The 25,674-nt window shown below is 56.3% G+C and carries 26 protein-coding genes; 9 read left to right on the top strand and 17 right to left on the bottom strand.

The window, feature by feature from the left end; genetic code table 11:
* Positions 1 to 62: 62 nt before the first annotated feature.
* From J7380_RS17730 to tsf, 4 genes are all read left to right on the top strand, one after another.
* Positions 63 to 818, top strand: coding sequence for a GNAT family N-acyltransferase (locus J7380_RS17730; RefSeq protein WP_209197159.1), 756 nt, complete (start codon positions 63 to 65; stop codon positions 816 to 818).
* 3 nt (positions 819 to 821) lie between these two features.
* The gene (locus J7380_RS17725) at positions 822 to 1,649 is read left to right on the top strand and encodes a lysophospholipid acyltransferase family protein (protein WP_209197150.1); all 828 of its coding nucleotides are present in this window, start codon (positions 822 to 824) and stop codon (positions 1,647 to 1,649) included.
* Positions 1,650 to 1,929: 280 nt separating this feature from the next.
* Positions 1,930 to 2,721, top strand: coding sequence for a 30S ribosomal protein S2 (gene rpsB, locus J7380_RS17720; protein WP_209197148.1), 792 nt, complete (start codon positions 1,930 to 1,932; stop codon positions 2,719 to 2,721).
* A gap of 76 nt (positions 2,722 to 2,797) precedes the next feature.
* On the top strand, positions 2,798 to 3,673 hold the full coding sequence (gene tsf, locus J7380_RS17715; RefSeq protein WP_209197146.1) for a translation elongation factor Ts: 876 nt from the start codon (positions 2,798 to 2,800) through the stop codon (positions 3,671 to 3,673).
* 377 nt (positions 3,674 to 4,050) lie between these two features.
* Here tsf and J7380_RS17710 read toward each other — a convergent pair whose 3' ends face one another.
* The 3 genes from J7380_RS17710 to J7380_RS17700 form a co-directional block, all read right to left on the bottom strand.
* Positions 4,051 to 4,806 (bottom strand): LuxR family transcriptional regulator, encoded by a 756-nt coding sequence (locus J7380_RS17710; protein WP_170751221.1) that lies wholly within the window; start codon positions 4,804 to 4,806, stop codon positions 4,051 to 4,053.
* Positions 4,803 to 5,252 (bottom strand): type II 3-dehydroquinate dehydratase, encoded by a 450-nt coding sequence (gene aroQ, locus J7380_RS17705; RefSeq protein WP_209197144.1) that lies wholly within the window; start codon positions 5,250 to 5,252, stop codon positions 4,803 to 4,805. The genes J7380_RS17710 and aroQ overlap by 4 nt, the downstream gene beginning before the upstream one ends.
* A 124-nt stretch (positions 5,253 to 5,376) precedes the next feature.
* On the bottom strand, positions 5,377 to 6,372 hold the full coding sequence (locus J7380_RS17700; protein ID WP_209197142.1) for an NADPH:quinone oxidoreductase family protein: 996 nt from the start codon (positions 6,370 to 6,372) through the stop codon (positions 5,377 to 5,379).
* Between the two features lie 138 nt (positions 6,373 to 6,510).
* Between J7380_RS17700 and J7380_RS17695 the strand changes: the two genes are divergently transcribed.
* Together J7380_RS17695 and J7380_RS17690 are read left to right on the top strand one after the other, a co-directional pair.
* Positions 6,511 to 7,329 (top strand): SDR family oxidoreductase, encoded by an 819-nt coding sequence (locus J7380_RS17695; RefSeq protein WP_209197140.1) that lies wholly within the window; start codon positions 6,511 to 6,513, stop codon positions 7,327 to 7,329.
* A gap of 22 nt (positions 7,330 to 7,351) precedes the next feature.
* Positions 7,352 to 8,380, top strand: a complete 1,029-nt coding sequence (locus tag J7380_RS17690; RefSeq protein WP_209197138.1) for a phosphotransferase — start codon at positions 7,352 to 7,354, stop codon at positions 8,378 to 8,380.
* 19 nt (positions 8,381 to 8,399) lie between these two features.
* On the opposite strand, the gene J7380_RS17685 is transcribed toward J7380_RS17690, so the two are convergent.
* Positions 8,400 to 9,005 carry a 2-hydroxychromene-2-carboxylate isomerase gene (locus J7380_RS17685; protein WP_209197136.1) on the bottom strand — a complete coding sequence of 202 codons (606 nt, stop codon included), beginning with the start codon at positions 9,003 to 9,005 and terminating at the stop codon, positions 8,400 to 8,402.
* 177 nt (positions 9,006 to 9,182) lie between these two features.
* On the opposite strand from J7380_RS17685, the gene J7380_RS17680 reads away from it, so the two are divergent.
* Together J7380_RS17680 and J7380_RS17675 are read left to right on the top strand one after the other, a co-directional pair.
* Positions 9,183 to 10,412 carry a serine hydrolase domain-containing protein gene (locus J7380_RS17680; protein WP_209197134.1) on the top strand — a complete coding sequence of 410 codons (1,230 nt, stop codon included), beginning with the start codon at positions 9,183 to 9,185 and terminating at the stop codon, positions 10,410 to 10,412.
* Between the two features lie 49 nt (positions 10,413 to 10,461).
* A complete protein-coding gene (locus J7380_RS17675; RefSeq protein WP_209197132.1) occupies positions 10,462 to 11,331 on the top strand; it encodes an acyl-CoA thioesterase II in 870 nt (289 codons plus the stop codon).
* On the opposite strand, the gene J7380_RS17670 is transcribed toward J7380_RS17675, so the two are convergent.
* The 12 genes from J7380_RS17670 to J7380_RS17615 all read right to left on the bottom strand — a co-directional run bounded on the left by J7380_RS17670 (position 11,328) and on the right by J7380_RS17615 (position 23,047).
* Positions 11,328 to 12,095, bottom strand: a complete 768-nt coding sequence (locus J7380_RS17670; protein WP_209197130.1) for an SDR family oxidoreductase — start codon at positions 12,093 to 12,095, stop codon at positions 11,328 to 11,330. The two genes, J7380_RS17675 and J7380_RS17670, sit on opposite strands and share 4 nt — an antisense overlap.
* Positions 12,096 to 12,206: 111 nt before the next feature.
* A complete protein-coding gene (locus tag J7380_RS17665) occupies positions 12,207 to 13,436 on the bottom strand; it encodes an acyl-CoA dehydrogenase (RefSeq protein ID WP_209197128.1) in 1,230 nt (409 codons plus the stop codon).
* A 110-nt stretch (positions 13,437 to 13,546) separates the two neighbouring features.
* The gene (phoB, locus tag J7380_RS17660; protein ID WP_170354175.1) at positions 13,547 to 14,236 is read right to left on the bottom strand and encodes a phosphate regulon transcriptional regulator PhoB; all 690 of its coding nucleotides are present in this window, start codon (positions 14,234 to 14,236) and stop codon (positions 13,547 to 13,549) included.
* A 3-nt stretch (positions 14,237 to 14,239) separates the two neighbouring features.
* The gene (gene phoU / locus J7380_RS17655; RefSeq protein WP_209197126.1) at positions 14,240 to 14,950 is read right to left on the bottom strand and encodes a phosphate signaling complex protein PhoU; all 711 of its coding nucleotides are present in this window, start codon (positions 14,948 to 14,950) and stop codon (positions 14,240 to 14,242) included.
* A 16-nt stretch (positions 14,951 to 14,966) separates the two neighbouring features.
* Positions 14,967 to 15,764, bottom strand: a complete 798-nt coding sequence (gene pstB, locus J7380_RS17650; RefSeq protein ID WP_170354173.1) for a phosphate ABC transporter ATP-binding protein PstB — start codon at positions 15,762 to 15,764, stop codon at positions 14,967 to 14,969.
* A gap of 10 nt (positions 15,765 to 15,774) precedes the next feature.
* On the bottom strand, positions 15,775 to 17,136 hold the full coding sequence (gene pstA / locus J7380_RS17645; RefSeq protein ID WP_209197124.1) for a phosphate ABC transporter permease PstA: 1,362 nt from the start codon (positions 17,134 to 17,136) through the stop codon (positions 15,775 to 15,777).
* Entirely contained in the window at positions 17,133 to 18,605 is a 1,473-nt protein-coding gene (gene pstC, locus J7380_RS17640) for a phosphate ABC transporter permease subunit PstC (RefSeq protein WP_209197122.1), read from the bottom strand. The genes pstA and pstC overlap by 4 nt, the downstream gene beginning before the upstream one ends.
* Before the next feature lie 81 nt (positions 18,606 to 18,686).
* The gene (locus J7380_RS17635) at positions 18,687 to 19,727 is read right to left on the bottom strand and encodes a substrate-binding domain-containing protein (protein ID WP_170354170.1); all 1,041 of its coding nucleotides are present in this window, start codon (positions 19,725 to 19,727) and stop codon (positions 18,687 to 18,689) included.
* A gap of 197 nt (positions 19,728 to 19,924) precedes the next feature.
* Positions 19,925 to 20,971 carry an ATP-binding protein gene (locus tag J7380_RS17630; RefSeq protein ID WP_209197120.1) on the bottom strand — a complete coding sequence of 349 codons (1,047 nt, stop codon included), beginning with the start codon at positions 20,969 to 20,971 and terminating at the stop codon, positions 19,925 to 19,927.
* A 22-nt stretch (positions 20,972 to 20,993) separates the two neighbouring features.
* Positions 20,994 to 21,515, bottom strand: a complete 522-nt coding sequence (locus J7380_RS17625; RefSeq protein WP_209197112.1) for a gamma carbonic anhydrase family protein — start codon at positions 21,513 to 21,515, stop codon at positions 20,994 to 20,996.
* Positions 21,512 to 22,153, bottom strand: a complete 642-nt coding sequence (gene gmk, locus J7380_RS17620; RefSeq protein ID WP_170354167.1) for a guanylate kinase — start codon at positions 22,151 to 22,153, stop codon at positions 21,512 to 21,514. The genes J7380_RS17625 and gmk overlap by 4 nt, the downstream gene beginning before the upstream one ends.
* 15 nt (positions 22,154 to 22,168) lie before the next feature.
* Complete coding sequence (locus J7380_RS17615; protein ID WP_247742622.1) at positions 22,169 to 23,047, bottom strand: YicC/YloC family endoribonuclease; 879 nt, start codon at positions 23,045 to 23,047, stop codon at positions 22,169 to 22,171.
* A 255-nt stretch (positions 23,048 to 23,302) separates the two neighbouring features.
* Between J7380_RS17615 and J7380_RS17610 the strand changes: the two genes are divergently transcribed.
* The gene (locus J7380_RS17610) at positions 23,303 to 23,977 is read left to right on the top strand and encodes a PAS domain-containing protein (RefSeq protein ID WP_209197108.1); all 675 of its coding nucleotides are present in this window, start codon (positions 23,303 to 23,305) and stop codon (positions 23,975 to 23,977) included.
* A 198-nt stretch (positions 23,978 to 24,175) separates the two neighbouring features.
* Here J7380_RS17610 and J7380_RS17605 read toward each other — a convergent pair whose 3' ends face one another.
* The gene (locus J7380_RS17605) at positions 24,176 to 25,546 is read right to left on the bottom strand and encodes a 3-deoxy-7-phosphoheptulonate synthase class II (protein WP_209197106.1); all 1,371 of its coding nucleotides are present in this window, start codon (positions 25,544 to 25,546) and stop codon (positions 24,176 to 24,178) included.
* Between the last annotated feature and the right edge of the window lie 128 nt (positions 25,547 to 25,674).

Here is a 25,674-nt window from a genome sequence, read left to right as displayed (position 1 = left end):
GCGCTTGGTTGCCATTCCCCCGATACCTGCGGTATCAGCCCTGAAACCACAGGGACGTTCTGATGTCGGGTACAGGCCCATCCTTCACCGTCAAACTCGCCGAGACCGAGGCCGAACTGCGCGCCGCGCAGCGGCTGCGCTATGACGTCTTCGTGCGCGAACTGGGCGGTGGCGGAGAGATGGTGGACCACGACGCAGGGCTGGAACAGGATCGGTTTGATCCGTATTTCGACCATATGCTCGCCATCGACGACCAGACGGGTGAAACTGTGGGCGTTTACAGACTGTTACCGGGTGAACGTGCGGCAGATCTGGGGCAGTTTTATTCCGAAGACGAATATGATGTCAGCGTTCTGAAAGACAGCGGTCGCAAGCTGTTGGAATTGGGGCGATCCTGTCTCCACCCTGACTATCGCGGCGGCACGGCAATGTATCATCTGTGGAACGGTCTGGCCGCCTATGTGAACGCGCGCCAGATTGAAGTTCTTTTCGGCGTCGCTAGCTTTCATGGCACTGATGTTCAGGCATTGGCGCAGCCTCTGTCCATGTTGCATCACAACCACCTCGCGCCGCCGGATCTGCGGGTTCGATCTCAGCCCGAGGTGTTCCAGTCGATGGATCTGGTGAGCGTGGATGCGCTAGACCGCCGTGCCGCCATGGTGCAGGTTCCGGCGCTGATCAAGGCCTATCTTCGGCTGGGCGGGTTCGTGGGCGAGGGCGCGTTCATCGACCATGCCTTCAACACCACCGATGTCTGCCTGATCCTCGATACCGCGCGCATGAACGAGCGCCAACGGCGCATCTATACCGGAGCATAACCCTTGAGCGACGCATCCTGGCACAGCGAAGACGCGCCCGATCCCATTGAACTGGGCCTAATCGGCTGGATTCTGGTCATTCTGCGAGGTCTGCCTTTGGCGGTATTGGTCTTTGGCGGGCTGATTATTCTGCTGACCCTCCGCCTGATCGAGAGACCGATTTACGGCGTCCACCGCCCAATCACGCCCTTCATCACACAGTTTGTCTGTCGCAACGCGTTTCGCATTCTGGGAATGGGATTCCGCAGTTCCGGAGAGTTGATGACCCAACGCGGGGCAGTGGTGGCCAATCACTCCTCGTGGTTGGATATTTTCGCGCTGAACGCCCGCAAAAGGGTCTATTTCGTCTCAAAAGCCGAAGTGGCGAAATGGCCCGGTATCGGCTGGCTTGCCCGCGCGACGGGCACGGTTTTCATCGAACGCAACCGCAAAAAGGCACGCGAGCAGACCCTGTTGTTCCAGGAACGCCTGTCCGCCGGTCATAAACTGGTGTTTTTCCCCGAGGGCACCTCGACTGACGGAATTCGGGTTTTACCCTTCAAAACAACACTCTTTGCAGCGTTCTTTACCGATGAATTGCGCGATTTTATGTATGTGCAGCCGGTTTCTGTGATCTATCATGCGCCCTTAGGTCAACCCAACAGGTTCTATGGTTGGTGGGGAGATATGGATTTCGGCCCACATCTGCTGAAAACGCTAGGGGCCCGTCGGCAAGGCTGGGTCGAGTTGATCTATCACACACCCGCCAAGGTCAGCGATTTTGAAAACCGCAAAGCGTTGGCTGCTCATTGTGAGGAAGCCGTGCGCCATGCGCATACACTGGCGCGGTAAACATAGACGCATGTCAAAATCGCCGGAAAAAGTCAGCTTATCCTTGTGAAACGGAAATTTTATCCTTGAAGGGTCGGATTTCGCCGCAAATAGTGCGTTTATCCTTGCAAGGCGGGCATTTTATCCTTGTAGCCCGAACGATGCTCCCGTATACGCGCGCCATTCAAACCCGCAGGCGGGGTTTGGGCCTTTTGTAGGGAGACATCCTCATCAGGCCCGCCGGTTGGAGCATCCGCTTCTTTCACCCCCGCCAAGGCGTAAACCGGAAAAGGAAAATAGCATGGCTCTTCCCGAGTTCACCATGCGTCAGCTGTTGGAAGCTGGCGTTCACTTTGGTCACCAGACACAGCGTTGGAATCCCCGCATGGGCCCGTTCATCTACGGCTCGCGCAATGGCATCCACATCATGGACCTGACCCAGACCGTTCCGATGCTGGATCAGGCGCTGCAGGCCGTTCGTGACACTGTCGCAAAAGGTGGCCGCGTTCTGTTCGTTGGCACCAAGCGTCAGGCTGCTCAGCCGATCGCGGATGCGGCTGAAAAGTCGGCTCAGTACTACATGAACCACCGCTGGCTGGGCGGCACGCTGACCAACTGGAAAACCGTTTCCCAGTCGATCAACCGTCTGAACCAGATCGACGAAGCCATGGAGTCGGGCGCCGAAGGCCTGACCAAGAAAGAGCGTCTGGGCATGGAGCGTGACCAGTCCAAGCTGCAAGCGTCGCTGGGCGGTATCCGCGAGATGGGCGGCGTTCCTGACCTGCTGTTCGTCATCGACGTCAAAAAAGAAGCACTGGCCATCGCAGAAGCCAACAAGCTGGGTATCCCGGTTGTGGCTGTTGTGGATACCAACTGCTCGCCCGACGGCGTAGACTACATCATCCCCGGCAACGACGACGCAGCGCGCGCCATCGCTTTGTACTGTGACCTGGCCGCACGCGCGGCTCTGGACGGCATGACCGCTCAGATGGGTGCTGCTGGCGTAGACCTGGGTGCATTCGAAGAAGCACCGGTTGAAGAAGTAGTCGCCGAAGAAGCCCCCGCGGAAGCAGAAACACCTGCCGAAGCGTAAGCTGCCCGTCACGTAAATGACATATGGGGCAGGGTAGACCTGCCCCAATTCCGTTTGATTTGAGGAGAGCCGAAAAATGGCAATCACAGCAGCAATGGTTAAAGAACTGCGCGACAGCACAGGCGCAGGCATGATGGACGCGAAAAAAGCGCTGACCGAAACCGGCGGCAACATGGACGAGGCCGTTGACTGGCTGCGTACCAAGGGTCTGGCCAAGGCGGCCAAGAAATCCGGTCGTACTGCCGCCGAAGGTCTGGTTGCTGTTCACGTCAACGGTGGCAACGGTGTTGCGGTCGAAGTGAACTCGGAAACCGACTTTGTTGCGAAAAACGCTGAGTTCCAGGAAATGGTCGGCAAGATCGCTTACGCAGCCGAAGGCGTAGCAGATGTTGACGCTCTGCTGGCGGCTGACCTGGGTGGCAAATCCGTAGCCGACACCCTGACCGACAAGATCGCGACCATTGGTGAGAACATGTCGGTGCGCCGCATGGCGAAACTGTCGGGCGACACTGTTGTGTCCTACGTTCACAACGCAGCCACCAACGGCATGGGCAAAATCGGCGTTTTGGTCGCTCTGACCGGTGGTGACGAAGCGATCGGCAAGCAGGTTGCGATGCACATCGCGGCTGTGAACCCGGCGGCTCTGTCCGAGGCAGACATGGACCCGGCGGTCGTCGAGAAAGAAAAGCAGGTACAGATGGACATCGCCCGCGAATCCGGCAAGCCGGAGCAGGTGATCGAGAAGATGATCGAAGGCCGCATGAAGAAATTCGTCGCGGAATCGACCCTGCTGAACCAGCAGTTCGTTGTGAACCCCGACCTGACCGTTGAAGCAGCGGCCAAAGAAGCAGGCGCAACCATCACAGGCTTCATCCGTCTGGAAGTTGGCGAAGGCATCGTGGTCGAAAAAGAAGACTTCGCAGCCGAAGTTGCCAAAGCCGCGCAAGGCTAAGATGTTTGGCCGAACCCTTACGTGGGGTTCGGCACCTTATCGGAAGAACCGGTCACGGACAGCGTGGCCGGTTTTTTCGTTTGGATAATAAAAAAGACGCCGCAGCGCCTGAAACTCAAGGATAGGGTTGGGGGGCCCCGCATGATGGGGATGGTCGAGGCCCCCCAGTGTTTCCGGCAAAGGTACGTGGACGAATAGACGCCCCTGTGCCAGAGCGGTTGGAGAGCCCTGAAATTACAAAGATCCAACCAAATGTTCCCAGGCTAAAGCCACCACTCACGGAACGATATCATTTTGCAACCTTGGGCCTGGATTCGGAAAGTCATGATTTCCTTACCTAAGGTAAATTGATGCAAATTAGCGTCAAATTCTTGGTGTTATGCCTCTATTTTGAACATCTGATTTTGCAATGACGCCTTCAGCACGGCCTGAGCGGTGGTTTCAACCGACAGCGATTCTCGGGCTAGCCTCAAATGCTTTTCGACTGTCGCCGCGGTTAAGCCCATCAACAGGGCGATATCTTGCGTGGTCTTGCCATCCCCAACCCATTCTAGCGCTTCACGTTGGCGATTGGTCAACGCTCGATTCGGAGCATTGTAGGGCAGCGTAAGAATTTTCAAATGCGCCACGTTATTCATGAGAAGAATGTCATCGCCATGTTCAGCCCAGATCGCATCGACTTCTTGTTGGGACCGGCCGCCAGAGGCAGAAAGCGAGATCGCACCTTTTGATCTAAAGGAAACCGAGTTGAAGCTGACCGTATAGCCGGCAACGACCCCCAACGACCGATTGAACTCGACCACTTTCCGTTCTTGCGGCGATAGGGTGCCATCCAAAAGCATGTCCTGCGTCATTTGCCAGCTTGCAGCGCCTTCGTTCTCAAGCGCCCATTTCAACATAGGGGCGTTGAAATAAAGCCCATCTCGCAGGAACCCATCCAAGTAGTCCTTGCCATGGTTCGTCAGGATCGTGAAGTCCTCGGGGTCACCCAGGGAAGTTTCCGTTTTGTAGCGCGTAAAGCCGTATAGCAGGCGATCAAACCCATATCCGGCCATCTGACGACAATGGGCATCCCAAAGCTCCTCAAGCGATTTGACATAGCTGAGAAAGTGCAAATAGGCGTCCAGCTTCATGCGCCAACCTCGCCGTCCAGATAGCCCGCCAGTGCGTCCAGTGCCAATACGTAGCTTCGCGTTCCAAAGCCGCAAATCTGACCCAACGCAACCTTTGAGATATAGGATTGGTGTCGGAATGGCTCTCGCGCATGGATGTTTGACAGATGAACCTCAACCACCGGCAGGTCGACAGAAGAAATCGCGTCCATCAGAGCAATAGAAGTATGCGTATAAGCTCCAGCGTTTAGAATAATCCCGTTCTGGACACCTTTCGCCGCATGGATCGCGTCGATCAATTCGCCCTCATGGTTTGACTGCAAGGTCGAAACGTCAATTCCTATTTTTTTTCCATGGTTAAAGCACAATTCCTCAACCATTTTTAAAGTGGTGTTACCATAAACCTCGGGCTGGCGCGTCCCCAGCAAATTCAAGTTTGGGCCGTTCAAAATCAGAGCTTTGTGCATCGTCTCACTGTTCCCATTTATGAGTTTCTTAAACACGAAGGCGTGCCCGAGTCTACTGCCCGCGCACTTATCGCGCGAGCAGGTGTGTTTCTAAACAACGTAGACCGCCTCTGATGTGGAAGTTTCAGGGCATCGACACCACGACTTTACCCAGCACGGACCGATCTGCCAGCTTCACCAGCGCGTCTTGGGCTTGGTCCAATGGGAAAGTGGCGCTGATTTGTGGTTTGATCTTGCCTTCGCCATACAAGCTGAACAAATCGTTTATGTTTTGCGTGTGACCCGCTGGATCCCGGAACACGGATGCCCCCCAGAAAACACCGACAATTTGGCACCCTTTAAGAAGCGGCAGGTTGAGGGGTATGTTGGGAATTCCGGCGGGAAACCCGACTACAAGGTATCGACCATTCCAAGCCATACTGCGCAGTGCAGGTTCGGCATAGTCGCCTCCGACCGCGTCATAGACCACGTCCACACCCAAGGGTCCGGCCATTGCCTTGATTTCACCCGAAAAGGCTTTCTGCGCATCGCGGTCCATCTGTTGGTCGTAGACAATCACCTCATCTGCGCCAATCTTACGGCAGAATTCGGCTTTTTCTTGCGAAGATACAGCCGCAATCACCCGCGCACCCTGTGCCTTTGACAGTTCAATCGCAGCTGTCCCAACGCCGCCCGCTGCGCCCAGGACCAAAACAGTTTCGTCTGCCCGCAGGTGCGCCCTGTCTTTCAAGGCATGGTAAGAGGTGCCGTAGGTAAATATGAAACAAGCGGCATCCTCGAACGGCATCGATTGCGGGAACTTAACCGCTGTCGACGCCTTGATCGTCATATGAGTTGCGAATCCCCCATGGCCTGTCAAAGCAAGAACACGGTCCCCGACCTCAAAACCTGCGACATCCTCACCAATGGCCAGAATTTCACCTGCGATTTCGCCACCGGGTGCAAAGGGTCTGGGGGGCTTGATCTGGTACAGGTCTCGGATCATCAGAGTGTCGGGATAATTGACCCCAGCGGCCTTAACACCAATCAGCAACTCGCCTTTTCCCGGTTCCGGATCGGGCAGGGTGGTAAGTTCCAAAGTTTCCGGTCCACCCGGGGCGACGCTGAGTAAAGCTTGCATGTTGGCCCTATTGTCCTTGTTATCGATTCAGGAGGAAGTTTGGCGCAGCAGCGGGTGTTGTCAAGAAACCGACGGGGTGCAACCCTCGGTCGATCAGCCGTATGCGATTGCGCCAAATCAATGATCGAGGAGCACACTATGACGCCCGAAACCTTATTTTCCTTGCATGGAAAGACAGCATTTGTGACCGGGGGCGCCACCGGAATTGGACGCATGGCTGCTGAGGCATTGGTTCGCGCCGGTGCGCGGGTTCTGATTGCGTCGCGCAAGGCTGACGCGTGTGAAGCCGTCGCCGCGGAACTAAACGCTCTGGACGCGCCGGGAACCGCCGAAGGGTTCGGTGGGGACGTTGGGACAAAGGAGGGCATCGAAGCGTTGGTGTCCGAGGTTCAAAAGCGGACGGACCGACTTGATATCCTTATGAATAATGCCGGTGTGTCTTGGGGTGCGCCGATGGGACAGTTTCCCTATGAGGCATGGGACAAAGTCATGTCGGTCAACGTTGCGGGTATCTTTGATCTGACCCAAAAACTTCTGCCAATTTTGATGAAGTCCGGAACCCCCGAGGACCCGGCCCGCGTGGTCAATGTGGGCTCGGTGATGGGTGAGGTGCCAATGGGCGATGGCGCATACAGCTATTCGGCCTCGAAAGCGGCTGTATTGCATCTGACCAAGATCATGGCAAAGGAACTGTCTCCGTATCACGTGACCGTCAACGCGCTGGCTCCTGGTCCTTTTGTGTCGCGGATGACCGCCTTTGCAACGGCCGACACAGATACGCGGGACAGGGTGGGTAAATCGGTTCCACTTGGCCGCGTCGGCAGCGAAGACGATATCGCAGGATGCATGCTGTTCCTGTGCGGCCGGGGAGGGAGTTATGTAACGGGCGCGGTCATTCCTGTCTCTGGTGGAATCAATGTTGTGACCGCCGGAAACATTTTCGCCGAAGCGCTTTAAGATCGCATTGGAGGGAGCTGAAATGGCGAGTAGTTCGACATTGGATCTTGATGCCGTTGATCGGTATCTCAGCGCACATTTGGAAGGGTATCAAGGCCCGCTGCAAGCCACCAAGTTCGATGTCGGGCAATCCAATCCCACCTTCGAATTGCGAACGCCTGCGAAGACTTACGTACTGCGCCGTAAACCGCCCGGTACGTTGCTGAAATCCGCGCATGCTGTCGACCGCGAGTATCGTGTTCAACGCGCGTTGGCAAACACCAACGTCCCTGTTCCCGCGATGTACCTGCTGTGCGAAGACGACGGCGTTATTGGTTCAGAATTCTACGTGATGGAACGTCTTCAAGGGCGCGGCTTTCTCGAGCCCACCATGGACGGCGAAAGCAATGAGACCCGAACAGGGGTTTTCGCCGAAATGAACCGTGTGCTGGCCGAATTGCATATGGTCGATATCGACGCGGTCGGTCTGTCTGACTACGGGCCTCCTGGAAACTACTTTGAACGGCAGATAGCGCGGTGGACCAAGCAGTACCGAGCCTCGGAAACCGAGCGGATCGATGAGATGGACAGGCTGATTGCCTCTCTTGAAACGTCGTTGCCTGCGGATGACGGGCAACGGACATTGGTTCATGGCGACTACAGGATCGACAACATGTTGTTCGAGCGTGACGGAACGCGTTGTATAGGTGTTCTTGATTGGGAACTATCGACAATCGGACATCCTTACGCAGACCTGGCCGCTGTCATCATGCAGTGGCAAATGCCGCCCGGAAAAGAAGGTCGCGGATTGGCCGGATTAGATCGAGAAAGCCTTGGTATCCCTTCGGACCATCTGTTTATCGCAGAGTACTGTGAGCGCCGAGGGCTTCCGGCCATCGACAATTTTGGGTTTTACCTTGCTTTCAACTTCTTCCGCATGGCCGGTATTTTGCAGGGTGTTTACAAACGTGCTCTTGACGGTAATGCGTCTGATCCGAAACGTGCTATGAAATTAGGGTCTTATGTTCCGATGTTCGCGCAATATGGATTGATGGCGATGAAGGGATCCTAACGATTTTCAAATGCTGGCCCTATCCAAGCTCCAGCTCGAGGTTCCCCAAACTGTTCTTGCCGAAAAACATCTCGGGCCCGCTGAAGAGGGTCGGCACCCCGAACACTCCGCGCCTGACAGCAGCTTTGGTTTGATCCTTCAGTTGCTGTTTCACATCCGGACTGCTGATGGCTTCGCGTAGTTTGCGGACAGGCAAGTCGTTCTCTTGCAGGATTTCGGTTAGCACATTGATCTCATCAACTTTTTGCCCATGCACCCAAATTGCATCAAAAACAGATTTTATGTATCTGTCTTCCCATGATTTTCCAGAGGCATAGATCGCGCCGCGCATGGCGAATTTTGTATTGACTGGAAAATGTGGACTCATGTGAAAGCTCAGGCCGCGGCGTCTGGCAAAACGATGCAGGTCATGCGTCAGATATGCTGTTTTTTGTCTGTTTTCGGAATAGGCTTGAAACGGGCCCTGATTGTTGGTGGCCTTGAATATTGTGCTTAGCAAAACCGGGACGTTAGTCACTGAAACATCGTGGCGGTTCGCCAGTTCAGGAAGAACCTTGTGTGCCAGATAGGCATTTGGACTGCAAAAGTCGTAAACGAATTCTATGGTTTGTGTCACTTTTCTCACTCCCGATCGGTAATCGTTGAAAAAGCACTCACCACAAAAACGAATCTGTTGTGTGACGAGCTTACCATCTCGCCGCAGTATTCAGCCCAGTCTAAATCGGTTTGCTTGAATTCCTCTGTTCATTTTGGGCGTCCTTGCGCAGTGTAAGGCACGTGTATTTCAGGAGACTGTGCCCCTATGATTTGTCCGCCTGGTTTTGACGCCGATCGATTGGATCGTATCCGGATCTGGATGCAGCGCTACGTGGATGACCGGAAATATGCCGGCAGCTCATTTCTCTTGCGCCAAGGGCAAGACGAGGTTCTGTTCCATGCTGCCGGACACCGCAGCAAAGAACAAAACCTGCCATTCGAAAGAGATACGATCGCTCGCATTTATTCGATGACAAAACCCATTACATCGGTCGCTATTATGATGTTGGTTGAACAAGGGGTGATCCACTTAGATGCGCAAGTGTCAGACTTTATTCCCGAATTTCGGAATGTTCAGGCGCTGATCCCCGGTGCCGAACGTCTGGATCAAACCGAGGATACGCAACCCCCGACACTGCACCATCTTTTGACCCATACCAGCGGTCTCAGCTATCCGTTCAACCCTGGTGTCCTTCCCGCAGCAATGAACGAGATGGACCTGATATTTTCAGCCGACCAAGGCCTCCTTAAGGACCGGGTACGTGAATTGGCGACGCTACCGCTCGCGTTTCAGCCGGGCTCCCGCTGGGAATATTCAGTCGGGATAGACGTTTTGGGCCGCGTCGTCGAAATCGTATCTGGCCAACCGCTGGACAAGTTCTTCCAAGCTCAGATATTCGACCCGTTGGGAATGACCGAGACGGGCTTCAGGGTTCCCAAAGGGGCAGGGGACAGGTTTGCGTCGCTCTACACACCGCTATCCGGCGACGCCATGGCGCTGAACGCGGCCAAAGAAAGCACGGATACTCTGAGACTGGTTGACGAACCGGGCGCATCGCCGTTTGAACGAACAACCACATTCTCGGGCGGAGGAGGTCTGGTCGGAACGATTGACGATTACGCAAAATTTGCGGACATGCTCAGAAACCGAGGCAGCCTGAATGGGCAGCGTCTGCTGGGGCCAAAAACTGTAGACTTCATGATGGTCAATCACTTACCGGGTGACATTGAGTCGATGGGCCCACAGAGTTTCGCCGAACAGCCGATGGAGGGAACCGGGTTCGGTCTGGGTGGAGCAGTTGTTATGAACCCCGGCCGCACACGCACTCCGGGCTCGGTCGGAGATTTCAGTTGGGGTGGTATGGCCTCGACGTTCTTCTGGTTGGATCGGGTCAATGACCTCACTGCCGTGTTCTTTACTCAGCTTTCGCCATCCAGCTCTTATCCGTCACGCGCTGAGCTCAAGGCGCTTGTCCTAGGGGCAATGATTGATTGATCGGAACAGCGCTGATACCTGTCTCACACGACCCAATCGGAGAGCTGTCATGACCGAAGCCGAACGCGTTCTGCTGGACCTGTTGAATGTCGAAAGGCTGGAGGTTGACTTGTATCGCGGCACCGGTTCCGGCGGTGAAACGCCTAAACGGATCTTTGGCGGACAGGTCGTATCGCAGGCCCTTGCCGCAGCGTACAGGACCGTCGATGATCGGCTATGTCATTCCCTTCATGCTTATTTCATAAGGCCGGGTGATCCAAGCATTCCCGTGGTTTATCAGGTGGATCGCGCCCGAGATGGAGGTTCGTTCACAACCCGCCGCGTGGTTGCCATACAGCATGGCAAACAGATTCTGAACATGTCTGCGTCGTTCCATATCGTCGATGAAGGCTGGGATCACCACCACCCAATGCCCACGATGGAGGCGCCTGAAAATTATCCAGCGCGCACCGATCTGAGGAACAAGTATGTCGATCTTGTTCCTGAAAAACTGCAGGGTGAGTTATTGCGAGAGCGTCCGATCGAAGTTCGTGAGGCAAGCCATTTAAATCCTTTTGCGCCGGAAAAGTCTGACGATCGAAATCAGATATGGTTTCGAATGAATGCCGCAGCACAAGCCGATGCAATCACGCAACAACTCCTTCTGACTTATGCGTCGGATATGTATCTGATGAGCTCGGGGATGCGCCCCCATGGCTTAAGCTGGTTCACCGGCGAAGTGAATGGTGCGAGCCTCGACCACGCGCTTTGGTTCCATGCACCTGTTCATTTTGAAAACTGGCATCTCTATGCGATGGATTCGCCTTGGACCGGGCGAGGGCGCAACTTCAACCGCGGATCAATCTATTCTCAAGATGGCACACTGGTCGCTTCGGTTGCGCAAGAAGGTTTGATGCGCAAAGCCAAGAAGACAGTTTAGTTATTCTCGAAAAACACTTGGTTTAACTTCCGCATTCCGCCAAGCCAGCGCTCATAGTCTCCGGCTTTGTGTCGGATGTATTCCAACACCTGAGGATGCGGAAGGATCAGAAATTGCTCGGCCTCTATGCCTTTGACGCACGCATCAGCAACGTCCTCCGGCTCAAGCATACCATCGATTGAGGCAACCGAGGTCTCATGACCTTTGGTCATATCGGATCGGACGGCCTGAGGGCATAAGACAGACACGCGCAATCCTTTGTGACCATATGTCAAAGATAGCCATTCCGCGAAACCAACGGCGGCGTGTTTGGTGACGCCATATGGTGCCGCGCCGGGTTGGTTCAAAAGCCCGGCCGCAGACGCGGTCGTAAGGATGTAGCCGCCGCCACGCGCCACCATGCGCGGTACCAGATGACGCGCGGTCCAAACGTGCGACATGACATTGATTTTCCAGATCCTGTCCCAGTCTTCGTCGGGGACATCCAGACCTCCTAACGTCAAAATACCGGCATTTGCGCAGAAAAGATCAATGGGCCCAATGTCTTCTTCGACGGTATTGATTAAGTCTTTGACGTTGCCTTCACTGGATACGTCGCAGTGAAATGCGTGGCCACCAATCTCATTTGCAATCTCCGTAGCGCCGGCGTGATTGAGATCCGAGCAAACAACCGTCGCACCTTCGGTAGCAAATCGACGGGCGAGACCTTCGCCAATCCCACCGGCTGCACCTGTTATAACGACGGTTTTGTCATTCAGTTTCATGAATCACTCCAGAGCCACGGGTTCAATTCGTGATCCTATGGTATTGGTAAAGAATGAAAAGTTGCATTTCATTCCACGCCCTTAGTTACCATAATACCAATTACGCGACATTTAGTAGAAGGCTTGCAAGCCCGTTTGTGCGCGCCCTAGGATCAACGCGTGGACGTCATGGGTGCCTTCATAAGTGTTTACGGTTTCGAGATTCACCATATGCCGGATCACTTGGAATTCGAGCGATATTCCGTTGCCGCCATGCATGTCCCGCGCCATCCGCGCGATGTCCAAAGCTTTACCGCAGTTGTTGCGCTTGACGAGCGAGATCATTTCAGGCGCAGCTTCGGCTTGGTCCATAAGACGCCCGACCCGCAGGCTGCCTTGAAGCCCAAGTGCAATTTCAGTTTGCATATCGGCCAGTTTACGCTGGAACAATTGTGTCTGGGCCAAAGGTTTGTCGAATTGCTTGCGATCCAACCCATATTGACGCGCGGCGTGCCAGCAGCATTCAGCAGCCCCCATAACTCCCCAGCTGATGCCATAGCGTGCGCGGTTCAAGCAACCAAACGGACCTTTTAGGCCCTGAACATGCGGCAACAGTGCAGTCTCGTCCACCTCAACGCCGTCCAGAACGATTTCTCCGGTGATCGAGGCGCGTAGACTTAGTTTGTTCTGTATCTTCGGCGCGCTCAGACCCTTCAGCCCCTTGTCGAGGACAAATCCACGGATTTTCCCATTATGGGCGTCTGACTTGGCCCAGATGACGAAAACATCTGCAATGGGCGCGTTCGATATCCACATTTTGCTGCCGGTCAAACGGTAGCCACCATCAATTTTCTCGGCGCGGGTCTTCATACCGGCCGGATCCGAACCCGCATCAGGCTCAGTCAGGCCAAAACAGCCGATCCATTCGCCGCTGGCCAGTTTCGGAAGGTATTTGCGGCGCTGCTCTTCGCTGCCATAGGCATAGATCGGGTACATAACCAGCGAGCTTTGGACCGACATCATGGAACGATAACCCGAGTCGACACGCTCGACCTCGCGCGCGACAAGGCCGTATGAGACGTACCCGCCCCCTAGCCCGCCGTATTCCTCGGGGATCGTCGTTCCCAGCAGGCCCATCTGGCCCATTTCGCGGAAGATTTCAGGGTCCGTTTCTTCATTCTGAAACGCCTCAGTGACGCGTGGTTGCAGCTTTTCCTGTGCGTAAGCCCGCGCGCTGGCCTCGATCATGCGTTCATCTTCTGTAAGCTGATCTGTCAGCCGGAACGGATCGTCCCAGGCAAACCGGCCCATGTCCGGAGCATCCTTGGCGCGCAGGGTCGGTTTGGTATCGGGGGCATTCATGGTCCATCTCCGCTCTGTCAGGTTTGACGCAACCTAGCTTTACCGACAGGTAAAAGACAGAAAGAGTTTGGCAATACCTTATGAGAAAAACTCATAAGGTAACATGCGCCCTACCCCAACGCGTAACCTGCGCCACGGACAGTTCTGACCGGGTCTGCACCGCCATGCTGGGTCAAAGCCTTTCGCAGGCGACCGATATGCACGTCTACGGTGCGTGTATCGACATAGATGTCGCGTCCCCACACCCGGTCGAGCAGTTGTTCGCGGCTCCAGACACGGCCGGGTTTTTCCATGAACGTGCTCAGTAGCCGGAACTCGGTTGGGCCAAGTTTCAGCGGCTTGCTATTGCGACTGACTTTATGCGTTTCCGAGTCCAGGATGATATCGTCAAACTCTAGCCGTATACCAACGGTCGCCGGGCGCACACGGCGTAATTGCGTGCGCACACGGGCCATCAGTTCGACCACCGAGTACGGCTTGACCACATAGTCATCCGCACCGGTTTCCAGACCACGAACCTTGTCGACCTCTTCTGTGCGGGCCGACAACATGATGATCGGAATTGACCGTGTGTCGGGGCGCGATTTGAGGCGGCGGCAGACTTCGATCCCGCTCAGGTTGGGCATCATCCAGTCCAACACAATGATATCCGGGCTGTCTTCATCCACCAGCAGCATGGCTTCGTCACCGCTGGCGGCCTTGGAGACGCGGAACCCTTCAGCCTCGAGGTTATAGGCCAGCACTTCACGCTGTGCCGGTTCATCCTCAACGACCAGAACTGTAGGCTGATCTGCAGACATGGATCAGATCTCCTGCGGGATTTGGGACGTCGTGTCCGCCTTTGGGCGGGCCTCGGTTGGGCGTTCGCCGGTCACCAGATAGACAACCTGTTCCGCAATCGCGGTGACATGGTCACCCATGCGTTCGATGTTCTTTGCGATGAAATGCAGGTGCATACAGGACGAGATGTTGCGCGGGTCTTCGGCCATGAAGGTCAGAAATTCCCGGAACAACCCGTTATACATCTGGTCCACTTCTTCGTCGCGGTTAATGACGTCGGTCGCCAGTTCCGCGTCGCGCTGGATATAAGCGTCCAAAGCGTCGCGCAGCATCCGCTCAACCTCGCGCGCCATGCGGCGCAGGGCGGCGGCGCTGCCGTTGATCTCGCCCGCATTGACCAGAACCGTCGTCCGTTTGGCGATATTCTTGGAATAATCACCGATGCGTTCAAGGTTACCGGACACTTTCAAGACAGAAAGGACCAGGCGCAAGTCGCTCGCGGTCGGCGCCCGCAGCGCGATCAGACGCGCGGTTTCTTCGTCGATCAACTCTTCCAACGCGTCGATGGCCTTGTCGCCCTGCCGGACTTCTTGCGCCAATTCTTCGTCTCGGGTCTCCAGTGATCTCGCGGCGCTCATGATGGCGGCCTCGACCAGCCCGCCCATCTTCATGATATGGGCCTGAATCGCTTCGAGATCGCGGTCGAATGCGGATGCAATATGTTGTTCGGTCATGGTTTGATACCTGTCCTCAGCCGATCCGGCCGGTGATATAGCTTTCGGTGCGGGGATCTTCGGGGTTGGTGAATATCTGGCCCGTCTCGCCGAACTCGACGAGGTTGCCGAGGTGGAAGAATGCGGTTTTCTGACTGACCCGCGCGGCTTGCTGCATCGAGTGGGTCACGATCACCACCGAATAGCGCGAACGCAGTTCGTCGATCAGTTCCTCGACCTGCGCGGTTGCGATCGGGTCCAGTGCCGAGCACGGCTCGTCCATCAGCAGAACCTCAGGCTCGGTCGCGACGGCACGGGCAATACATAGGCGCTGCTGCTGACCGCCGGATAGGCCGGTGCCCGGTGCATCCAGACGATCCTTGACCTCATCCCAGATCGCACCGCGACGCAGGGATTTCTCAACGATCTCATCCAGTTCCGCCTTGTTCTTGGCAAGGCCATGGATGCGGGGGCCGTAGGCCACGTTGTCATAGATCGACTTGGGGAACGGGTTGGGTTTTTGGAACACCATGCCAACCTTGGCGCGCAGCTGCACCGGGTCAACGCGCTTGTCATAGATATCCTCGCCATCCAGCAGGATATCGCCTTCGACCCGACAGATGTCGATCGTGTCATTCATCCGGTTCAGGCAGCGCAGGAAGGTGGACTTGCCGCAGCCCGACGGGCCGATGAATGCGGTCACGGTCTTGTCTTCGATCTGAACATCCACGTCCTTGATGGCGTGGGTGTCGCCGTAATAGACCTGAACCTTGTTCGCGGCGATCTTGATTGCTTTGGAGTCCACGGCTCTCTCCACTCGTGTCATGTCGTTCATAATAAGCCCCTTACCAGCGGCGTTCAAAGCGGCGGCGCAGGATGACCGCGATGGTGTTCATTGTCACAAGGAAGATCAACAGGATGATGATGCCCCCCCATGCGCGTTCGTAAAAGGCCGGGTCGGCGCGTTTGGACCACTCGTAAATCTGCGCCGGCATAGCCGAGTTCGGAGACAGGAAACCCGCCACCAACCCATCGGGCGGGTTCGAGGCGATAAAGCCCACCATCCCGATCAGCAGCAGCGGCGCGGTTTCGCCAAGCGCCTGCGCCAGACCGATAATGGTGCCGGTCAGAATCCCGGGCGCGGCCAGCGGCAGAACATGGTGGAACACCGCCTGCATTTTCGAGGCCCCTACCCCCAGCGCAGCATCGCGGATCGACGGTGGAACCGCCTTGAGCGACGCGCGGGTCGAGATGATGATCGTCGGCAGCGTCATCAGCGTCAGCACCAGACCACCCACCAGCGGAGCAGATGTCGGCAGGTGCATATAGTTGATAAAGACGGCCAGACCAAGAATACCGAACACGATGGACGGTACAGCAGCCAGGTTCGAGATGTTCACCTCGATGATATCCGTCAGCCGGTTCTGCGGCGCAAACTCCTCAAGATAGATCGAGGCGGCCACGCCAATCGGCAGCGCCAGCGCCAGCACCACAAACATCATGAAGAGCGAACCCAGCATCGACACACCGATCCCTGCAGCCTCGGGCCGTTGGTCGGACGCGTCCGAGCCAAAGATGAAATCCGGGTTGAACGCCTTATACAGCACGCCCGCATCCCGCAGTTGATCCACGAAATCCAGCTGCGCCACCGTGATGCTTTTGTCATTGGCGATGGACTCGCGGGTCACGCGGCCCTTCATGTAGCCATCGACGCGGCTGTTGACCAGAAAGCGGAAGCTGACGGTTTTGCCGATCTCATCAGGGTTGGCGATCACATAATCGCGCAGCTCGGCCTGTGCAGCCTTGGACAGAATCTTGCCCATCGCCTTGGGTTTAAGCTCGGTCTGGATGCCCAGTTCCTGCACTTCAGCCTCGATGGCCGAGGCGATCAGCGGCGCATACCCAAAGGTCGAGACCTTTTTGATATCCTCGATATTGCGGTTGCCCTTCTTGTCCAGCTTGTCTTCTTTCAGCTCGACATTCAGCTCAAGAAAAGACTGCTGGAACGCTCCAGTGCCTGCTGTCACAATGTTTGTGACCAGCACGATCAGCATCAACAGGCCGATCCCGATGGCGGCAATGCCATACATCTTGAACCGGGATTCAGCCGCATTGCGCTTTTTGGTACGGGCATCCTTTTCGAACAGCGATCCGTGTTTGGAAGGTGCCGCAGGTGCTGCGCTGGGGGTTTGGGAAATATCGGTCATTCGTACTGCTCCCGGTATTTGCGCACGATATAGAGGGCGAAGATGTTCAGCCCCAGCGTGATGATGAACAGGGTCAGACCCAGCGCGAAGGCTACCAGCGTTTCGGGGCTGGCAAAGTCTGTATCGCCGGTCAACTGGCTGACGATCCGGGTTGTGATGGTGGTCATCGCCTCAAACGGGTTACCCGAGAACTTGGCGATTGCACCGGCGGCCATCACCACGATCATCGTCTCACCGATGGCACGGCTGGCGGCCAGCAGGATCGCACCCACGATCCCCGGCAGTGCGGCCGGCAGAACCACCTGACGGACGGTTTCGGAATGCGTCGCGCCAAGGCCCAACGAGCCGTCGCGCATCGACTGAGGTACAGCGTTGATGATGTCATCGGACAGCGACGACACGAACGGGATCAGCATGATGCCCATCACCAGACCCGCCGTCAGCACCGCGTTGGAACTGGCCATCCAGCCCACTCCGAATGCACCGCCTTCGCCGAACATTGACACGAGCGCGGGGCCAACCGTCAGCAGGGCAAACAGACCGTAAACGATGGTTGGGATACCGGCGAGGATCTCAAGCAACGGCTTGGCGATCGAGCGGGTCGCGCCCGATGCATATTCGGACAGGTAGATCGCTGCGAACAGGCCGATTGGCACCGCCACTAGAAGCGCAATCAATGAGATATAAAGCGTGCCCCACAACAGCGGTAGGATTGATAGTTCCGAGCCCCCTCGGAAGTTCGGGGCCCAGGTACTGCCGAAGAAGAAATCCTTCCACGAATGCAGCTGGAAGAAGTTCATCGTCTCGAACAGCATCGACAGAACGATGCCCACGGTCGTCAGGATCGCGATAGACGCAGCCAGCAGCAGCAGCGCCAGAACGCCCTGTTCTACCACGTTACGCGCGCGGAATTCCTTGTGCGTACGGATATAGGCAAAGGCCGCCCCCAGCAGTGCGACCGCGAGCACGATCACCTGCATCGCCACCGAACCGGTTCCGGTCATGCTGCGATAGGTTTGTGCAGCAACCAGAATGGGTTGCGTGATGTCCTGCGTCAGCACCTGCCCTGCGTCTTTCAGCGTCTGGGTCAGCTGTGCGATGTCGGCATTTGCGTCTTGAGCCTGCGCCTGCGTCAAGGCACCGGCGGCCACTGCGCCCTCAAGACCATCCGCCACCCGGCGGACTTCGCTCATGATCAGGCCCCGGTCGGACCCTTCGGGGATCGCGCTATCGGGGATCATTCCTGTCACGGAGTTGTTCACAAAAACAGGTTGCGCCAGCAACCAGACAATCAGTACCCCGAAGGCAGGGACCAGCGCCGTCAGCGCGACATTGTAGCCATAGTAGGACGGCAGTGAGTGCAGATCACGCGCATCCCCTCCGGCACTTGCCAAAGCACGGGACCGGCCCGTGAAAAATCCGATCACTGCCAGTGCAAGCAGGATGATCAACAGCCAGGATAATGCCATGGGAACTCCGTGGGGATGGCAGTGGTGGAGTCAAAAAGAACCGGGGCGCGCGAAATGCCCCGGTTCTAGAGTGTTAAAGGCTTAGGAGCCGCCGCCCAGAACGGTTTCGTTCGCAACAGCTTCCTGAACTTTTACAAGCTCGGGATCCGAAACCAGACCGTATTCGGCCAGCGGGCCGTCGGGGCCAGCGATCTCGTCTGCGACGAAGAACTCAGCATACTCTTTCAGGCCAGGGATCACGCCGATATGGGCTTTCTTGACGTAGAAGAACAGCGGACGCGACACAGGGTATTCGCCGGTTGCAATCGACTCGGTCGAAGGCACGATGCCGGACATGGTCGCAACCTGCAGCTTGTCGGTATTGTTCTCGTAGAACGCCAGACCAAAGACGCCGATGCCGTCTTTGTTGCTGTCGATACGTGCCAGAGTTTCCGTGTAGTCGCCGTCAATGTCGACCGACACGCCGTCGGTGCGGATCGCGATGCACTGCTTTTCGGCTGCTTTCTTGTCGTCGCCGGCTGCTGCCTTGAATACTTCGAAATCGCCCAGGTGCTCACAACCTGCCAGGATAACCTTGTCTTCGAACACTTCACGGGTGCCGTGCTTGGTGCCCGGGATGAAGGTTGCGATCGGCTGCGCCGGGAAGTCCGGGTTCACGTCGGCCCAAGTCTTGTTGGGGTTGTCGACAACTTCACCGTCTACGACGATTTTCGCTGCCAGCGCTTTGTACCAGTCTTCCGGCGTGAACTCGAACGAGTTGCCGTTGATGTCGGATGCGAAAACGATGCCGTCATAACCGATCTGAACTTCGATGATGTCGGTTACGCCGTTTTCGGCGCAGGCTTTGATTTCTTTTTCACGGATGGCGCGCGATGCGTTAGCCACGTCGATGGTGTTTTCGCCAACACCTTCGCAGAAGCGCTTGAGGCCAGCCGAGGAACCGCCCGATTCAACAACCGGTGTCGGGAAGTCAAAGTTTTCACCGAAGGCTTCGGCAACGATCGAGGCGTAAGGCAGAACGGTCGAGGAACCGGCAACCTGAACTTGATCACGTGCAGCAGCAGTAGTGGCCGAAACGGCAGCAATCGCCAGAGCAGAAGCCGACAGTTTTACAAAGGACATCTCAGTCTCCTTGAGAAAGATAACAAATGATCACCCCCATGATGATCTTGGGCGAACCCCTAGAAGCCGCGCGTAAGCCTTTTGTGACAAGTTTGTAACGGTTTTATGACAACTGAATTTGTTTCCGCGTGACCCGGCGTAAACGTAAAGAAAGCATACAACCTGGTCAGACTTTCAGGGGCATCTCGAACTTGATGTCATCGGGGCAGAATGACTGTAAAAACAGAGCCTTTACCCAAGTCGCTTTCGACCCTAAGCCGCCCGCGATGGCGATTCACGATGTGTTTCACAATCGCCAGCCCCAGCCCTGTTCCACCAAGTTGCCGCGACCTGTGACTGTCCGCGCGATAGAATCGTTCTGTCAGGCGCGGCAGGTGAACAGGGTCGATGCCCGGCCCCTTGTCTATCACCTGAACCCGCACCGCAGGTCCCCGCATCGCCGTATCCCGGTCAGAGGCCGTTGCATGAACGTCCACACGTCCACCACTGCCGCCATACTTTATTCCGTTTTCAATCAGGTTGGTAAAAACCTGTCGCAATTGATCGCTGTCGCCAACTATCGAGACAGGTCCATGCGTTTCGCTGAGAACCAGCTCGACGCCCGCGTCCTCTGCTAGGGGGCGCAAGGAATTGATAATGGATTGCAACAGCCCGATCAGTTCCACCTGCTCTTTCGGGCGCACCCGTTCTTCACTTTCCACGCGGTTCAGTGAAAGTAAGTCGTCGACAAGACGGTTCATACGGCTGGCCTCGTCGGTCATGATCTGCAGAAACCTGTCCCGGGCGGCGACATCATCGCGTGCGGGTCCGCGTAGCGTTTCGATGAACCCCATCAAAGCCGTTAGCGGCGTGCGAAGCTCGTGGCTGACGTTGGCAACAAAGTCTCGTCGCATCTGGCTGGCCTGTTCCAGATGTGTCACGTCCTGAAACGTCGCCAGAACTGCCCCGCCCGAGACAGCCCCCACCCCGTTCATATACCGGCATTCAACTTCGAAGGTTGTATCCTGCGCCCCGTCATTCGCCAGATGTCGGGTTCTGGTGGTGCCTTTCGAACGCAAGCTCTGTTCCATCGCGTCGATGACCTGCGGTTGCCGCAGGATCGTCGCGAAGTGGCGCGTCTCGATGTTTTTGCCCAACATCGTCGTGGCGTCCGTGTTCGCAGCAATGATCCGCTCGGTCTGATCGACCAGCAAAGCAGGCATAGGAATGGCCGATACGAATTCGGCAAGAAGGTTTTCGGACATGGACGTCAACTCTTGCAGGCACTCAGACCGGTTTCATGGTGTCCCGGAATTTGCGCATATTGCTTTGGTAGTGCAACGCACTGAGCGTCAGTTTCTGCGCGGCCGCGTCATCCAACTGACGAATGACCTTACCCGGCGATCCCATGACTAACGAATTGTCGGGGATCTCCTTACCTTCAGTGATCAGGGCTCCGGCTCCGATCAGGCAATTCTTGCCGATTTTGGCCCCGTTCAGAACAATCGCCCCCATTCCGATCAAGGAGTTTTCGCCAATCGAACAGCCGTGCAGCATGACCTTGTGGCCAATCGTACAGTTCTTGCCAATGGTCAGCGGAAAACCCGGGTCGACATGCATGACGCAGTTTTCCTGAACGTTACTGCCCTCGCCTACACGGATTTCCTCGTGATCGGCACGCAATGTGCTGCAAAACCAAACCGAGGCCCCCTCTTCCAACACCACTTTCCCGATCAGATTTGCGTCAGGTGCGACCCACGTGTCCTGATGAAGCTGCGGTGCGTGATCCCCCAGGGCGTAGATGGTCATGATTGTTCCTCAAATTCATTTTGCAGGTTGCGAACGTGGTTCTGAAGGCTGGGTTGCTGGATGCGGCGCATCCGCTCGGCGCTGACGATGGTTTTCAGCTTTTCCTCAGTCGAGTCCAAATCATCATTTACCAATACGTAGTCGTAATAGCCCCAGTGGCTGATCTCATCCCAGCTTTTCAACATCCGTTTTGAAATCACGTCGTCGCTGTCCTGCCCGCGCGTCTCAAGTCGGCGGCGCAGTTCCGGGATCGAGGGCGGAAGAATGAATATTGAAAGCGCGTGCTTGCCCAAATCCGAGTTTCGGATCTGTACTTCGCCCTGCCAGTCTACGTCGAACAGAACATCCTTGCCGGATTCGATCGACTCACGCACCGGACCGGCGGGTGAGCCATAGAAATTCCCAAAAACATGCGCGTGTTCCAGCATTTGTCCGTCAGCAACCTGCTGTTTGAACGCATCCTCCGAAAGGAAATAATACTCGCGGCCGTGTTCCTCGCCCGGTCGTGGTGCGCGAGTGGTGGCCGATACCGAGAATTTCAGATCCGAATCCCATTGCATCAACCTTTTGGCCAGCGTCGATTTCCCTGCCCCTGAAGGCGAGGACAAAATGATGAGAAGGCCGCGTCGATCCGCCATTTGGGGCTCCTGTCGTTATTCCACGTTCTGCACTTGCTCGCGCATCTGATCTATTACGGCCTTCAACTCAAGCCCCACCGACGTCAGATCAGCGCTTTGCGCCTTAGAACACAATGTATTGGCCTCACGGTTGAACTCTTGCATCAGGAAATCCAGCTTGCGCCCGACCGCGACATCCTGCGCCAGCAGGTCCCGAGCTGCACTTACATGGGCCTTCAGGCGGTCGATCTCTTCGGTGATGTCGGCTTTGACGGCAAGTAACGCCAGTTCTTGCGCGACCCGGTCGGGGTCGACCCCCTGCGCGTTGTCCAGAACCCGCGACAGGTTTTCGCGCAGGGCCTCTGCCATTTTGTCTTTGCGCTGTTCGGCAAGATCTGCGGCCTGGTCGGTCAAACGGGCAACTTGGTCCAGCTGTCCACCTAAGACCTGAAACAGTGCCTGACCTTCGCTTTCCCGCATTTGGATGAAATCGCTCAGGACGTCCTGAAACTCAACCACCAGGTGCGCGACCAGAGGCGCTGGGTCGTCAACATCACTGCCTGCATCCAACATACCTTTGAGCGATAGCAAATCGGCCGCTGAAGATGGGGCAAGTGTCACATCACGCGCCGACGCCAATTGCTGAGTTCGCGCCAAAGCATCCAGCACCGCAGACATTGCGGTTTCGTTCAGCATCAGTTCAGGTGCGGTTTCGTCTTTAGATAACCGCAGAGAAAGGGTTACGTTTCCCCGGCTCAACGATTTTGACAGCTCTGCCCGTAAGGCGGCTTCAAGTCCGCTTAGCCAGTCCGGCATCCGCAATCGCAGATCAAGACCCTTGCCGTTGACGCTGCGCAGTTCCCACGTCCAGCTATGCGGGCCCAACGCGCCTTTACCCGATGCAAATGCGGTCATGGATCTGATCATGCCGGTTCCTTCTGTCTACGCCTGCGTTTGCCTGCCTGGCGCACCTAATGGCATTGGCCGCTTCAGAGCAAGAGTTTGCTGAGTTTGACGGCAAAGCCGACAAGTTAACCATTCATTAAAGAATTAGTCCAAAATTGACTCAACCCGTGTCAATTTGATCACCGTCAGGACTGGTCAGTCAATGATGCCCCAGGTATCTGGCATTTTATGAAAATCGTGGTCGATTGATGCTAGGGTGATGAAATGAAAACCTTTTTCGGGAACGGATCCGGGTCAAGTTTTGGAAAGATCGTCGCTATGGATCGATTCGACAGTGGGCGCAGCCTGTCGCCCATCCGGCAGGCCGAGGCATATTGGACAGCGCTGCTGACTGGCGACAGTGTTCCTATGCGCGCTCAAATCGACCCGCGCGGGCTTGAGAGCATACTGGAATATACCTTTATCCTTGAACGCATCGCGCCCGGCTTGGCGCGTTTCCGTCTGGCGGGCAGTCATCTGAACAAACTTGCGGGTATGGAGGTGCGCGGAATGCCTCTGACCGCGTTCTTCGAAGCCGAAGCGCGTGAACAGGTCACCGATACACTGGAACAGGTGTTTGGCGGCCCCACGATTGCCGAGCTGGGTCTGATGTCGACCGGAGCTTTGGGTCGTCTCCGGCTGGAGGCGCGGATGATACTCTTGCCGCTGAAAAGCGATCTGGGCGACATCAGCCGGGTGTTAGGCGTTATGGTCAGCGATGGTCCGACAGGCCCCACACCACGTCGGTTTGGCGTGCGCGATCGCAAGCTCCGCCCTGTGTCCGAAGTTCAGGCCCCCAGCAAGCGTCCAACGCCGGAGCCGGCAGGTTTTGCGGAAGACTCCGCGGAATTCAGCCGTCACGGCGCACATTTACGCTTGGTCGTTTCGCGCGACGACTAGCGGAGTTGGCGACTTCGGGAAACGATTTTAGACAATCTGACCAGCTTTCCTGCCACGCATCACCTCGCGTTCGGGCGCTCTGCCGGCACGTAACCGCGTGCGAGGATTGGGTGTGAGGTCAAGGTTAAGCAAATAAGGCGTCAAACAACAAAAGTCATTTGACGCCTTGCTATCATTCGTCCGGAATAAAGGGCCCGGTTAACCGGCTTCGCGCTTGGTCCGATTGCGCCGCAATGTCGTAAGTTCTTCCGCGACAAGGAATGCCAGTTCAAGCGACTGCGACGCATTCAGGCGTGGATCGCAAGCGGTATGGTAACGATCCGATAGATCCTCTTCCGTTACGGCGCGAATACCTCCGGTACATTCGGTGACGTCCAGACCAGTCATCTCGAAATGCACGCCACCGGGGATCGTGCCTTCGGCTTGGTGCACGCCAAAGAAGTCACGCACCTCGCGCAGGACCGAATCGAACGGACGGGTCTTGTATCCCGTGGCCGACTTGATCGTGTTGCCATGCATCGGGTCGCAGACCCAAGTGACCTGGGCGCCCTCTTCCTTGACCGCTTTGACCAGACGCGGCAGGTGTTCACTCGCTTTACCGGCACCGAAGCGCGCGATCAGGGTCAGGCGGCCCTCTTCATTTTCGGGGTTTAGTTTGGCCATCAAAACCTTGAGGTCTTCGGCGGTCGTGGTCGGACCGCATTTCAGACCGATCGGGTTCTGAACGCCCCGGCAGAATTCTACATGCGCGCCGTCGGGCTGACGGGTACGGTCGCCGATCCAGATCATGTGACCCGAGCCGGCCAGCCAGTTGCCGGATGTCGAATCCAGACGGGTCAGCGCCTCTTCGTATTCCAGCAGCAGCCCTTCGTGACTGGTGTAGAACTCGACAGTCGAGAATTCATGCGTGGTATCGGCATTGATCCCGGCAGCATCCATGAAGTCGATGGAATCCTGAATGCGGTCTGCGATTTCCGAGTATTTCTGAACGTCCTGATCGTCGGTAAAGCCCAGCGTCCAGGAATGGACGCGGCTCATATCGGCGAAACCACCGGTCGAAAATGCCCGTAACAGGTTCAACGTGGCCGCCGCCTGCGTGTAGGCTTGCAGCATTTTGGATGGATTCGGAATACGGGCTTCGGGCGTAAAGGCCAACTCGTTGATGATGTCGCCACGGTAGCTGGGCAGCTCCACGCCATCAATCACCTCGGTCGGCGCGCTGCGCGGTTTGGCGAATTGACCCGCCATACGACCCACTTTGACCACCGGCACCTTGGCGCCATAGGTCAGAACCATGGCCATCTGCAGCATTACTTTGAAGGTGTCACGGATCGCATCCGCGCTGAATTGTTCAAAGCTTTCAGCACAATCCCCGCCCTGCAGCAGGAAAGCCTCGCCGCGGCCAGCGGCACCCAGTTGCTGCTTAAGGCGTCGAGCCTCGCCCGCAAAAACCAGCGGGGGATACTGTGCAAGCTGGGCCTCGACCTTGGCCAGCGCGGCCGCGTCGGTATAGTCTGGCATCTGAACCCGGGGCTTGTTGCGCCAGTTCGATTTTTGCCACTCGGTCATAGCTTTGATCTCCGCTGAAGTATTCAGGTCGTCTCTATACAAAATGCATTGCAGAGTGACCATATCCGATTTGCGCCCCTTGACGACCTAAACAACCTTTGATCATGGTGGCTGTCACATCTGTCGCC

Origin of the sequence: Ruegeria sp. R8_1 (genome assembly GCF_017743815.1) — a bacterium.
Taxonomy (GTDB): domain Bacteria; phylum Pseudomonadota; class Alphaproteobacteria; order Rhodobacterales; family Rhodobacteraceae; genus Ruegeria; species Ruegeria lacuscaerulensis_A.
The sequence above is the reverse complement of the archived record's forward strand: the minus strand, read 5'-3'. Positions and strand labels throughout refer to the sequence as shown.

What these genes read in the sequence shown, in the direction of transcription:
- J7380_RS17730 (WP_209197159.1), top strand. Translation starts at nt 63, where the DNA reads ATGTCGGGTACAGGCCCATCCTTCACCGTCAAACTCGCCGAGACCGAG.
- rpsB (WP_209197148.1), top strand. Translation starts at nt 1,930, where the DNA reads ATGGCTCTTCCCGAGTTCACCATGCGTCAGCTGTTGGAAGCTGGCGTT.
- tsf (WP_209197146.1), top strand. Translation starts at nt 2,798, where the DNA reads ATGGCAATCACAGCAGCAATGGTTAAAGAACTGCGCGACAGCACAGGC.
- J7380_RS17710 (WP_170751221.1), bottom strand. Translation starts at nt 4,806, where the DNA reads ATGAAGCTGGACGCCTATTTGCACTTTCTCAGCTATGTCAAATCGCTT.
- aroQ (WP_209197144.1), bottom strand. Translation starts at nt 5,252, where the DNA reads ATGCACAAAGCTCTGATTTTGAACGGCCCAAACTTGAATTTGCTGGGG.
- J7380_RS17700 (WP_209197142.1), bottom strand. Translation starts at nt 6,372, where the DNA reads ATGCAAGCTTTACTCAGCGTCGCCCCGGGTGGACCGGAAACTTTGGAA.
- J7380_RS17695 (WP_209197140.1), top strand. Translation starts at nt 6,511, where the DNA reads ATGACGCCCGAAACCTTATTTTCCTTGCATGGAAAGACAGCATTTGTG.
- J7380_RS17690 (WP_209197138.1), top strand. Translation starts at nt 7,352, where the DNA reads ATGGCGAGTAGTTCGACATTGGATCTTGATGCCGTTGATCGGTATCTC.
- J7380_RS17680 (WP_209197134.1), top strand. Translation starts at nt 9,183, where the DNA reads ATGATTTGTCCGCCTGGTTTTGACGCCGATCGATTGGATCGTATCCGG.
- J7380_RS17675 (WP_209197132.1), top strand. Translation starts at nt 10,462, where the DNA reads ATGACCGAAGCCGAACGCGTTCTGCTGGACCTGTTGAATGTCGAAAGG.
- J7380_RS17670 (WP_209197130.1), bottom strand. Translation starts at nt 12,095, where the DNA reads ATGAAACTGAATGACAAAACCGTCGTTATAACAGGTGCAGCCGGTGGG.
- J7380_RS17665 (WP_209197128.1), bottom strand. Translation starts at nt 13,436, where the DNA reads ATGAATGCCCCCGATACCAAACCGACCCTGCGCGCCAAGGATGCTCCG.
- phoB (WP_170354175.1), bottom strand. Translation starts at nt 14,236, where the DNA reads ATGTCTGCAGATCAGCCTACAGTTCTGGTCGTTGAGGATGAACCGGCA.
- phoU (WP_209197126.1), bottom strand. Translation starts at nt 14,950, where the DNA reads ATGACCGAACAACATATTGCATCCGCATTCGACCGCGATCTCGAAGCG.
- pstB (WP_170354173.1), bottom strand. Translation starts at nt 15,764, where the DNA reads ATGAACGACATGACACGAGTGGAGAGAGCCGTGGACTCCAAAGCAATC.
- pstA (WP_209197124.1), bottom strand. Translation starts at nt 17,136, where the DNA reads ATGACCGATATTTCCCAAACCCCCAGCGCAGCACCTGCGGCACCTTCC.
- pstC (WP_209197122.1), bottom strand. Translation starts at nt 18,605, where the DNA reads ATGGCATTATCCTGGCTGTTGATCATCCTGCTTGCACTGGCAGTGATC.
- J7380_RS17635 (WP_170354170.1), bottom strand. Translation starts at nt 19,727, where the DNA reads ATGTCCTTTGTAAAACTGTCGGCTTCTGCTCTGGCGATTGCTGCCGTT.
- J7380_RS17630 (WP_209197120.1), bottom strand. Translation starts at nt 20,971, where the DNA reads ATGTCCGAAAACCTTCTTGCCGAATTCGTATCGGCCATTCCTATGCCT.
- J7380_RS17625 (WP_209197112.1), bottom strand. Translation starts at nt 21,515, where the DNA reads ATGACCATCTACGCCCTGGGGGATCACGCACCGCAGCTTCATCAGGAC.
- gmk (WP_170354167.1), bottom strand. Translation starts at nt 22,153, where the DNA reads ATGGCGGATCGACGCGGCCTTCTCATCATTTTGTCCTCGCCTTCAGGG.
- J7380_RS17615 (WP_247742622.1), bottom strand. Translation starts at nt 23,047, where the DNA reads ATGACCGCATTTGCATCGGGTAAAGGCGCGTTGGGCCCGCATAGCTGG.
- J7380_RS17610 (WP_209197108.1), top strand. Translation starts at nt 23,303, where the DNA reads ATGAAAACCTTTTTCGGGAACGGATCCGGGTCAAGTTTTGGAAAGATC.
- J7380_RS17605 (WP_209197106.1), bottom strand. Translation starts at nt 25,546, where the DNA reads ATGACCGAGTGGCAAAAATCGAACTGGCGCAACAAGCCCCGGGTTCAG.